Origin of the sequence: Amphritea sp. 1_MG-2023, assembly GCF_030547545.1 — a bacterium.
Classification (GTDB): Bacteria; Pseudomonadota; Gammaproteobacteria; order Pseudomonadales; family Balneatricaceae; genus Amphritea.
The window spans coordinates 1-10,858 of sequence record NZ_JAUOQE010000058.1 but is presented as its reverse complement, the minus strand read 5'-3'; the positions used below and the strand labels follow the sequence as shown (position 1 = coordinate 10,858).

Here is a 10,858-nt window from a genome sequence, read left to right as displayed (position 1 = left end):
CTTAGGTGGGCGTATGCCGCGGGCGCATGGATGCGCAGGAGCGGCGATGTACAGGCTCTCTTAGGTGGGCGTATGCCTTTTTTTAACCTAATAGACATACCGCTTTTTCTTTCCCAGTCTATTCGAAACAACCGTTATTTCTATTAATGAGTGATTTCCATGAGTGAGCAGTGGCGGGCAACCGCATCGATTGAAAATCTTCAGCGACGAGCCGATATTCTGGCACAGATTCGTGCTTTTTTTGCTGCGCGTGATGTACTTGAAGTCGAAACGCCATTGATGATGTCGGCGGCGGTGAGTGACCCTTATATCGATACGATTGAGTGTCGTTATCAGCCCTTGCCGGGTCAGCAAGAACAAACGCGCTATCTGCAAAGCTCGCCCGAATATGCGATGAAGCGCTTGTTGGCTTCTGGCAGCGGTGCCATCTATCAAATTTGCAAGGCGTTTCGTAATGGTGAGTGCGGCCGGCGGCATAACCCAGAATTCACTATGTTGGAGTGGTATCGTCCTGGATTTGATCATCATCAGTTGATGGATGAGGTTGAAGCGTTGCTCGGCCCGATAATCGGGTTCAGTGATTTTACGCGCATCAGCTATACCGAGTTATTTCAGCAATATCTTAAAATAGACCTGCAAACGGTAACGGTGAGCGAGTTAACCGCCATTACGCGCCAGCATATCGAGGTGCAGATGGAGGATGATAACCGAGATAACTGGTTAAACCTGCTGATGTCTCATGTGATCGAGCCGCAATTGAAGGATCAAGGCGCGGTGTTTGTTTATGATTATCCCGTCAGTCAGGCGGCGCTGGCACGCACGGCTCAAAATGCTGAGGGACAGTGGATTGCCTGTCGATTTGAGTTATTTATTGCGGGAGTTGAATTAGCCAATGGTTATTTTGAACTAACGGATAGTAGCGAACAGCATCGCCGTTTTCAGCAGGATATGGAGCAGCGTCGAGCCGAAGGGTTGCCACTTAGACCGACCGATCAGCAATTAGTGGCGGCCTTAAAGAGTGGCTTACCTACGTGTGCGGGGGTGGCGATTGGCGTTGATCGTCTAGTGATGCAAGTGTTGGGCACTCAACGGATCAGCGATGTCATCGGCTTACCGTTTGAACGCGCTTGATCGCCGTTATGATAAAGTTTCTGTTTTACGGGGAGCAGTATAAGCCTAAGCAGTCTCCACTTATTATCTTGGCGGGAGCTGGCTTTGATTGTGAGTACGTTTGTTAGAGTCTGTTATTCTGACGTACTCGTAACCAGATTGGCTTGTTGGCTGAGTGATTGATTGGCTGATATTAGTGACTACTAGCGACTACTAGATAGTAGGCGAATCAGTTTATTAAGATGACTCCCCAAAATGAGCATCAGAGTATAGCCTAAGGCAATCAGCATGGGTCGGCGATGTTATACTGTTTATTAATTAACCAGCAAGGGTTAAGCGTTCGTTTGAATATAAGGTGTCTGTAATGCAAAAAAAACATTCCGGTTTTACCCTAATAGAAATTTTGATTGCGATGGCGGCACTCGGTGTGTTATTTGGATTAGCGATACCTGCGTACACTAGTTACACAACCAGGGCACAGGTATCTGAAGGCTTCGCTATGGTTGGCCCCGTGAAGCTACAAATGGCTAGTGATTTAATGGAGTCGGGGGAGATACCGGCTAGTGGGTCTGATCTGGATCTTAATTTAGATAATTATGAAACGGACTATATCGATGCAGTCACCGTATCGGGCGGTATTATTAGCGTTGCGTATAAGCTTGATAAGCTCGGTGATAATAATGTTTTACAGTTTGTGCCTACCTGTAGCAATGAATATATTACGGGTTGGCAGTGCACCTCGCCTCAGGGATCTGGGGTTTCAAGTGAGTTTTTGCCCAGCGACTGTATTTCCGGCACCGGTAGCACATCGACGACTTGTACACTAGCGAGTGTTGTTAGCACGAGTGATGGTGGCACAGGCAGCGGTAGCGGTTCAGGTAGCGGCGGTGGTTCGGGTAGCGGCGGCGATTCGGGTAGCGGTGGCGGAACAAGTACTACTGCAGACCAAGCGGCAGCCGATGCTGCGGCAGATCAAGCAGCGGCAGATCAGGCAGCGGCAGATCAGGCAGCGGCAGATCAGGCAGCGGCCGATCAAGCAGCGGCCGATCAAGCAACGGCCGATCAAGCAGCGGCCGATCAGGCAGCGGCAGATCAAGCAGCGGCAGATCAAGCAGCGGCAGATCAGGCAGCGGCAGATCAGGCAGCGGCAGATCAAGCAGCGGCAGATCAGGCAGCGGCAGATCAGGCAGCGGCAGATCAGGCAGCGGCAGATCAGGCAGCGGCAGATCAAGCAGCGGCAGATCAAGCAGCAGCCGATGATGCATTGTGTAGTTCTGCTACGAAATCTAACGTTTGTAATAAAATAACTAATACGAGTGGGACTAAAATCTGTAAATGGAACGGGCAAACTGGTTGCGGAGTCAAATAAATAAGACTAAATATGCTATTAAAATGGAGATGGTTTTTGTAGTAGTGCTTATGCACATGGAGGTTGTATCTAGTAAAACGGCGCGGTGATTACCGCGCTTTTTAGTTGGGTGATTGTAAAGAATACGGATTTACTGCCCTCAGCTAGACGGCCTGTCTTTGTAAGTAAACCAGTGCTCACGCCTAACTAAGAGGTTGTAGGGTGCTCGCATTTAGTCATGTTTTCACCCACTAGGCAAGTGGCTTAGCATCGCGCGGCGAATCCGGTCAACGGCTTCAATTAACATACTGCGTGGGCAACCGAAGTTGAGTCGCATGAAGCGCTCATCGCCGAAGTCCCGTCCCGGCGACATCCCTACCCCTGCTTGCTCGAAGAAGTGAGCAGGGTTTTCCAATTTCGCAGCCGATACGTCGATCCAAGCCAGATAGGTGGCCTCCACAGGATTGAGCCGTAGGCCCGGTATCTGATTGATCTCTTTGGTCAGGTAATCACGATTGCCTTTGAGGTAATCCAGCTGTTGCTGATGCCAGTCGCCGCCCTCCTTATACGCCGCCATGGTCGCGGTATAACCCAGCAGGTTAACATCAGGCACGATCCCTTTACGTACCTGCTGAAATTGTTTGCGTAGCTGTGGGTCAGGGATGATGGCAAAGGAACAGCCGAGCCCCGCAATATTAAAGGTTTTGCTGGGGGCCATCAGGGTGATGGTTTTGGCAGCGATCGCTGTGTTGATTGAGCCAAGGGGCGTATGTTTCAGGCCGGGTTCCATAATCAGATCGCAGTGAATCTCATCGGAGCAGACGGTAAGCTCATGTTTCAGGCAGATATCCGCGAGTTGTTGTAGCTCTTCTGGGCGGTAAACGGTGCCGCCTGGATTATGCGGGTTGCAAAAGAGTAGCAGTGAGGTGCTGTCGGTAATGGATTGTTCTAGAGCATCAAAATCGATCAGCCAACGTTGGTCTTTTTCCACCATCGGTACGGTGATAAGGCGGCGGTCAGATAATCGTGGTGCCGACATAAAAGGCGGATAAACCGGCTTGGCAGTGATCACTTCCGCTTGACTCACGCCGACACTGCGGCAGGCAAGGTTAAGGCCGCACACGAGTCCCGGTAGCCAGACTAACCATTCCGCTTGAATATCCCATTGATACAGGGTTTGCATTCGCTCGATAACCAACTGATTGAGTTCGGCAGGCGTGTTGGTATAACCAAAGATACCATGATCAATCCGTGCTTGTAGCGCTTCAATCACCGCGGGTGGCGCCATAAAATCGGTGTCGGCTACCCACATCGGCAGAATATCGGTATCGCGGTACTTTTCCCACTTTTGGCTAGAGGTCGTTTGACGGTCGACGGCTTGATCGAACGGTGTAACTGAATCCTGGTTGTTTAACCCGCGTTTACTCATCGGCTGTATCCCTTTAATTTAGAGGCTGACAGAGGTTTATTTGTACGTCATTAAGTTGCAAATAGCCATCAGGAAGTTATATTAGTCACTATCAGATAATATAGTGGATGCGGCCCTGATTTTCCGGCAAATATAGACCTTTGCGCACTTTCCGTCCCGCCACCCGTTAATCCCTTTTCCGGCTACTAACTAGCGCCTATTTACAGCACTGTTATCGCCGTCGTTAATCAGTTTTTTGGAGTCCGGTCATGACCGATAATAACCGTGTAATTATTTTTGATACCACGCTACGTGATGGTGAGCAAAGTCCAGGTGCATCGATGACCCGTGACGAAAAGCTGCGGATTGCCAAACAGCTGGAGAAGATGCGGGTTGATGTGATTGAAGCGGGCTTCGCGATCGCCTCGCCAGGGGACTTTGCCTCGGTTAAGGCGATTGCTGATACGATTAAAGACAGTACTATCTGTTCACTGTCTCGCGCGCTGGATGCCGATATTGATCGCGCCGGTGAGGCATTGGTGAATGCTAATTCAGGGCGTATCCATACCTTTATCGCTACATCACCGATCCATATGAAGTATAAGTTGCAGATGGCCCCTGAGAAGGTGGTCCAGCAAGCAGTGTATGCGGTCAAACGCGCACGCAACCTAATCAGTGATGTCGAGTTTTCGCTGGAAGATGCGAGTCGCTCTGAGCTGGATTTTATGTGCCGTATCATTGAAAAAGTGATCGACGCTGGGGCGCGCACCATTAATATTCCAGATACGGTGGGTTATGCCGTGCCGGATGAGTTTGGTTATACCATTAAGCAGTTAATCGAACGCATTCCCAATGCGGATAAAGCGATTTTTTCGGTGCATTGTCATAACGATCTTGGTTTGGCCGTGGCGAATTCGTTGGCGGCGATCAATGCCGGTGCGCGGCAGGTGGAATGTACGATTAACGGCTTAGGTGAGCGAGCGGGTAATGCCTCGCTGGAAGAGATCGTGATGGCGTTGCGTACGCGGCAGGATATACTGGGCTTACACACGGGTATTGATACCACGCAGATCGTGCCAGCATCTCGACTGGTATCGGGGGTTACCGGCTTTCCGGTGCAACCGAACAAAGCGATTGTGGGGGCCAACGCCTTTGCTCATGAATCTGGTATCCATCAGGATGGCGTGCTGAAGCACCGTGAAACTTACGAAATCATGACGGCGGAAGATGTTGGTTGGCATGCCAATAAAATGGTGATGGGTAAGCATTCTGGACGCAGCGCATTTCGTGCCCGATTAGAAGAGCTGGGCACGACCTTCGAGTCTGATGCCGAACTGAATACCGCGTTTGCTCGGTTTAAAGACTTGGCCGATAAAAAACATGAAATTTTTGATGAAGATCTGCAAGCACTGGTGAGTGATACTCGTGCCTCTCATTACGAGAAGTTTAAGTTGAGTAGCTTGGCGGTGAACTCGCAGACCGGCGAAACTCCGTTGGCTAAAGTCACGATAGCGGTAAATGATAGCGAACAAACCGCCGAAGCCGCAGGCAGTGGCCCGGTAGATGCGGCATTTAAAGCGATTGAGACAATCGTGGCATCTTCTGCATCGCTGGAGCTGTACTCGGTTAATGCCATCACCAGCGGTACCGACTCTCAGGGCGAGGTGACGGTGCGTTTGGAAAAAGGAGGGCGTATCGTCAATGGCTTAGGGGCGGATACCGATATCATTATCGCGTCGGCTAAAGCCTATATTCATGCGTTGAATATGCTCGAATCCACCGAAGAAAAAGCCCATCCACAAGTCTAATCGGCCGTTAACTCAAACGCTGGGCTAAGCCTCAGCGTCACAGGAAGAATCTATGGAGCAGTCACTGCGTCATCAGTATCTGCAAACGATGGGTATTGTTAGCTGGCTGCCTCGTCGGCCGCTCCCGGGCGCACAGTCGACACCGGATTGGGTATGGGAATACTGTTGGCCAGAGGCTGAGGGTACGGCCCCTTCGGCGAACGGCCTCAAGGCGGCGCCGATCTTCAATCCGGCCGACCGTGCCATGGCCGCCAAGCAGGCCCGCGCCGAGCTGAGTGCTAGTTTTGATGCTGGTTCTGATCGTCAGTCGGCTAGCGGTGAAGCGAATGCGCCGACAGAGGCCGATAAGCCGAAGCAGGCCGCGGCTAAGCTCAATCAGTCGACTATTGCTAACGATCCGTCGGTTGCTTCGCTGAGTTCAGCAGGGATAACGTCTGATGTACAAGCATCGTGTGCCCCCCAGGATCAGGCCCAAGTTCAGGCCCAAGCTCAGACATCAGCAATGATCGAGCCGAGCGAGCCAACGACGGCCACCTCCAGCGAGTTATCGACACCATCTAAGTTACGCCCGCAGCCGCCTTTTAAACTAGCGTTTATGCTGTATCAGGATTGCTTGGTCATTGATTCCTTACCGCCGGTATCGGCGTCCGCTCGGTCATTACACAACAGTGGTCAGGCGGATGCACATCATCAGATATTATTGGATAAAATTCTCCGATCCATCGGCCTTACTGGCGGTAGTACCGCTGATTATTACGCCTTGCAGTGGCCGATGTTTGCCAGCAAATCCTTGGATCAGGGGGCTCAACAGGCGCGCTTGACGGTGCAACATAAACTCAGAAAAAGCTTACAAAAAGCGCCGGTCGGTACGGTATTGTTATTGGGTGAAGCGGCGGCGCAGATGGTGCTAGAACGTGATGAGTCGCTAGATCAGTTGCGCGGTGTACTCTTTAGTCTACGCTCTCAGGTCAAAACACTGGCATCTGCTAGTCTCACCGAGATGATGATGTTGCCTGGGTGTAAGCGCGATGTTTGGGGTGATTTACAACCATTATTGAATCACCTGCAGGACTCCGCCATTAGCGATGAATAAGCCAAGACTCGGGGTGTTACACACGACGGATTTAACCGCTTTGGCTGAGCTAGAGGCCGACGGCTTTGATCCTCCGTGGTCTAACAAGCTCTTGACAACGTATCTGACGGGAGAGCGTTATCGTTGTTTTGGTTTATGGCATGATGAACAACTGCATGGCTTTGCCTTGTTATCCACGGTGCTAGATGAAGCCGAGTTACTACAGATTGCGGTTAGGTCTGAATATCGAGGGCAAGGTTGGGCGACGCTGTTAATCCATTATGTGCATACTCAGTTGCAACATGAAGCGATTAACCGATGTCTGTTAGAGGTGAGTCGTGCGAATAAGGCCGCGTTGAACCTGTATCAACGTTTAGGTTATCAACAGGATGGTATCCGTAAAGGTTATTACCCCAGTGCTAGCGGTAGCGAAGATGCAATTCTAATGAGTTGTGATCAGTTACAGCGGGCTTCAAAGGCTTAAACGGTCAGCGTCATTGAGGCTCGCGCGATAGCATCAACCACTTAACATCGATCCTGATCATCAAGCGTCGTGCTCGACGCTGTTGGCCGTCACGTTTAGCTAACGAAACATCAATCAACGGATTAGCATATGAATTTAACTTCGGATCTGATTACAGGCTTCTGGTTTTGGGTTGCTCAGATTAGCTATTTTGTTCTGCTTGCTACGGCTATCTGGTCTGCACCTTGGTCGACATTGTTCAATAATCGTCAATTGCAGCATCTGTTCTTAGGTACGACGGCGGGTTTGGTGGTGTTATGGCAGATGCGGGCGGGTATCACCCCTGGCTTAGGTATTCATTTTCTCGGGGTCACGGTGTTAACGTTGATGTTTGGCTGGAATCTGGCCATCTTATCGGCCAGCATGGCGCTCTTAGGTACGACTCTGATCGGTCAAGAAAGCTGGCATGGCTTTGCTATTAATGGGCTATGTACCATTGTGATACCGGTATTGATTAGTTATCTCATCCTGCGGCTGGTGGAAGCGAAATTGCCTGCCAATTTCTTTATCTATCTGTTTCTCTGTGCGTTTTTAGGCGCGGCGGCGGCAACCTTAGCCGGCGGCTTGAGTATGAGCTTTTTGTTGTGGATCGATAATGTTTACAGCGGTGAAAAAATCTATCGTGAGTATATACAGATTCTGCCGCTCATTGCATTTCCCGAAGGGTTGCTTAACGGCATTATTATGACCGGCATGATGGTATTTTATCCCGATTGGATTCGCACCTTTGATGCGAAAAAATATATCGATGATCAATAATACGATTAGTGTTCCTCTCTAACGGGGCGTTTTTGCAGCTTACGCTGTAGGGTGCGTCGATGCATGCCTAGCGCCCTTGCCGTGGCAGAAATATTGCCATCATGTTCGGTCAATACTTTCTGAATATGTTCCCATTCTAATCGGCCAACAGACATCGGCTTATCGGCGATCTCAACGTCGGGGTCTGGCAGTGAGTGTTTGAGTTTTGCCAGAATTTGATCGGTATCCGCCGGTTTCGCGAGATAATCGGTGGCACCTAATTTAATGGCTTCTACCGCCGTGGAGATGCTGGCATAACCGGTGAGAATTAAAATTTTCATATTCGGATTAACGGTTTTTAGTTGAGGAATCAGGCTAATACCGGAAGCGCCTCCCATTTTTAGATCCAGTGTGGCTAAATCGGGTGTAAATGTTTCCAGCAGCGTTAATGCTTGCTCTGCTGAGCCCGCCACCGCGGTGTCGTAACCGCGTCGCTTAATCGCACGGTTTAAAACCCGAGAGAAGGTTTCATCATCATCAACAATCAGAAAGCGTAACGCTGAGGGGTTAGTGTCCATGGTGTTGTTTCTCTTTTATCATGGGAAGTTTAACTTCGGTGAGTGTGCCGCCCTGTGGATGGTTAAATAAGCAGACTTCACCGCCATAACTATCCAGCGCACTGGCGGTTAGAAATAGGCCGATTCCTAGGCCTTTGCCTTTGGTCGTGATAAAAGGGCTGCCGAGTTTTTCCGCCTGTTCTAACGGAATGCCCGGTCCTTGATCGCGAATGGTAAAAATAATCTGTTGCGTATCGGCTGACACTTCAATCTGCAGTGGGTCTGCCGAGGCATCGGCGGCATTATTTAATAGATTGATGAAGGCCTGCTGTAGGGGAATCGAGCTAAACACCTTAGCTGCATCGGTCAGATTAATGATCGGCGGATTAAACTGAGCGGTTGGTCGGATTAATTGCCAGCGTTGCATGATTTGATGAAAGAATTGTTTGGCGGGCAGCGAGCGTGATTCATTCTGCTCTTGTCGCACCGACTCGGCTAATTGTTTTAGATGATCAGAACAGTTGTCCACTTGAGCTTGGAGAATATCGATATCTTCTAGCAATTCAGTATCATCACCATGGTCTAGTTTGATTTCATGGAGTAACACTCGCATCGTGGCTAGCGGTGTGCCCATTTCATGGGCCGTGCCGGCGGCCATCGTGGCTAATGATAGGAGTTGCTGATTGCGTAGGTTTGATTCTCTGGCATGCTTCAACTGACGTTCTTGACGTTGCAAGTTTTCGCGAATATTGACCACAAACCAGGTAATTAAAATGGTTGTTACAATAAAATTAAGCCACATACCGGCGAGATGTAGATTTAACAGAGCGGCAGCTTGATGTTGATGACCGGTGTCTGGCAGGCTAATGGGGATAAAAAAACGCATCAGCAGGGTATAGCTGATAGTCACTAATAGCGCGGTTAACCAAGTGTATTGTCGCGGCAACGATGTGGCGCTAATAATCAGTGGGATCAGTAGCAAGGCGGAGAAGGGGTTGCCTACGCCGCCAATTTGATACAGTAAGCAGACATAAAAGGCGATATCCGCGATTAGTTGGAAGAAAAACTCGAGTTGCGTCAGCGGTAGAGGGGAGCGAAGGCGTAACAGAGATAGCAGATTAAGCAGCGCCATGGCTAAGAGAGCAAACGCCACGAACCAAAAGTTGAGGCTGACGTTCAGGCCAAAAAAAAGATAGAGTAATAAGCCGCTCTGACCAAAAATAGTGATCGTGCGAATGTAGCTGAGTTGTAACAGCTGATGGCGGGGATTGCTGGTGTAGTTCATATCGTTAGCTTGGCAGAAAGCGAAATTATAACCAAGAGGCTTATGTCATGAATGTGGCAGATTGTCGCACTCCGTTAGCTGATATAGGATATACCTCAGCGTTGCTTTAACCTGTAATAAGACTGATTAAAAGGTAGAGGCGTGTGGTGATGGCTAGCAATGGTTAGCGGCGTGATTGCTCGTCATAGCCGTTATCAGGTAATTGATTTATAACCTTAGAGGATGACACGCGTTTGATATTCGGGCGTAATAAACGATTGACAGCCTTATTGCCTATTGCGCTGCTCAGTGCGCTGGTCTGTCATGCCAGCGAATCAGCGTCGCTGAGCTGTGACGCGGATGAAACACCGGCGTATGTGATCGTTTATGAGCACTATGTAACTCGCATGATTGATGAGCAACCGGATAAGCAAGGTCGTCAGGTGGTTATTGCGACACCCGAGACGCGTTACTATGAAGAAACAGGTGAGCGGTTAACGCGAGCAGCCTCGCAGCATGGTGATACGGACTATACTCCCTATCGCAAGGTGCGCTGGGAAACCCAAGATGCCGTCTACACCTACCTTTCAACAGACAATATCGCACGAGTACGGCGGCAACCGCTGCGCGAAATCAGCCTCACTCCTTATGCGATGCCCTCTGTTAGTGGCGCCACAAAGACGCTAATGGGATATGCCTGTCACTGGCATGAAGAGGCGCTTGCTGGGGTACAAAAAACTCAACGATGTGAGGCGGTTTTTTTTGGTTGGTTAACACCACTCTATACTCGGACAATCGCAGCAGGGCGAGATGTTGTATTCTCGGAGGCAACCGATATTAGCCAGCGCTGTATCAATAAGGCCAGTTTATATGTGCCGCAAGATAAAGCTTGGCGGTTTTCTGAATAACCGCTTGGCGGGGCAGGAAATCGCTATCGCGCTGAAAGCCTTGCTAAGGGAAGGTGCGAATAAGTCCGTTATATTCTCTGCGGACATTAGAATGGCCAGATACGCGAAAGCCAGTGCAGCGA

10 protein-coding genes are annotated in these 10,858 nt (G+C 49.9%); 7 read left to right on the top strand and 3 right to left on the bottom strand.

Features of this window, described 5'->3' with window-relative positions:
- Positions 1 to 159: 159 nt before the first annotated feature.
- Both epmA and Q4488_RS18490 read left to right on the top strand, forming a co-directional pair.
- On the top strand, positions 160 to 1,131 hold the full coding sequence (epmA, locus tag Q4488_RS18495) for an EF-P lysine aminoacylase EpmA (RefSeq protein ID WP_303582032.1): 972 nt from the start codon (positions 160 to 162) through the stop codon (positions 1,129 to 1,131).
- Positions 1,132 to 1,474: 343 nt separating this feature from the next.
- A complete protein-coding gene (locus Q4488_RS18490; RefSeq protein ID WP_303582030.1) occupies positions 1,475 to 2,479 on the top strand; it encodes a prepilin-type N-terminal cleavage/methylation domain-containing protein in 1,005 nt (334 codons plus the stop codon).
- Between the two features lie 223 nt (positions 2,480 to 2,702).
- Here Q4488_RS18490 and Q4488_RS18485 read toward each other — a convergent pair whose 3' ends face one another.
- On the bottom strand, positions 2,703 to 3,887 hold the full coding sequence (locus tag Q4488_RS18485; protein WP_303582028.1) for a MalY/PatB family protein: 1,185 nt from the start codon (positions 3,885 to 3,887) through the stop codon (positions 2,703 to 2,705).
- 248 nt (positions 3,888 to 4,135) lie between these two features.
- Here Q4488_RS18485 and Q4488_RS18480 point away from each other — a divergent pair, with 248 nt between their 5' ends.
- From Q4488_RS18480 to Q4488_RS18465, 4 genes are all read left to right on the top strand, one after another.
- Entirely contained in the window at positions 4,136 to 5,674 is a 1,539-nt protein-coding gene (locus Q4488_RS18480; RefSeq protein WP_303582026.1) for a 2-isopropylmalate synthase, read from the top strand.
- A gap of 52 nt (positions 5,675 to 5,726) precedes the next feature.
- A complete protein-coding gene (locus Q4488_RS18475) occupies positions 5,727 to 6,767 on the top strand; it encodes a hypothetical protein (protein WP_303582024.1) in 1,041 nt (346 codons plus the stop codon).
- Positions 6,760 to 7,230 (top strand): ribosomal protein S18-alanine N-acetyltransferase, encoded by a 471-nt coding sequence (rimI, locus tag Q4488_RS18470; protein ID WP_303582022.1) that lies wholly within the window; start codon positions 6,760 to 6,762, stop codon positions 7,228 to 7,230. Before Q4488_RS18475 ends, rimI begins: the two co-directional genes overlap by 8 nt.
- 129 nt (positions 7,231 to 7,359) lie before the next feature.
- Positions 7,360 to 8,028, top strand: coding sequence for an energy-coupling factor ABC transporter permease (locus tag Q4488_RS18465; protein WP_303582020.1), 669 nt, complete (start codon positions 7,360 to 7,362; stop codon positions 8,026 to 8,028).
- A gap of 5 nt (positions 8,029 to 8,033) precedes the next feature.
- Here Q4488_RS18465 and Q4488_RS18460 read toward each other — a convergent pair whose 3' ends face one another.
- Both Q4488_RS18460 and Q4488_RS18455 read right to left on the bottom strand, forming a co-directional pair.
- Positions 8,034 to 8,585 carry a response regulator transcription factor gene (locus tag Q4488_RS18460; RefSeq protein WP_303582018.1) on the bottom strand — a complete coding sequence of 184 codons (552 nt, stop codon included), beginning with the start codon at positions 8,583 to 8,585 and terminating at the stop codon, positions 8,034 to 8,036.
- The gene (locus Q4488_RS18455; protein ID WP_303582017.1) at positions 8,575 to 9,849 is read right to left on the bottom strand and encodes an ATP-binding protein; all 1,275 of its coding nucleotides are present in this window, start codon (positions 9,847 to 9,849) and stop codon (positions 8,575 to 8,577) included. The genes Q4488_RS18460 and Q4488_RS18455 overlap by 11 nt, the downstream gene beginning before the upstream one ends.
- Positions 9,850 to 10,106: 257 nt before the next feature.
- On the opposite strand from Q4488_RS18455, the gene Q4488_RS18450 reads away from it, so the two are divergent.
- Positions 10,107 to 10,736: a hypothetical protein gene (locus Q4488_RS18450; RefSeq protein WP_303582015.1), complete on the top strand. Its 630-nt coding sequence runs from the start codon at positions 10,107 to 10,109 to the stop codon at positions 10,734 to 10,736.
- The last annotated feature ends 122 nt before the right edge of the window (positions 10,737 to 10,858 follow it).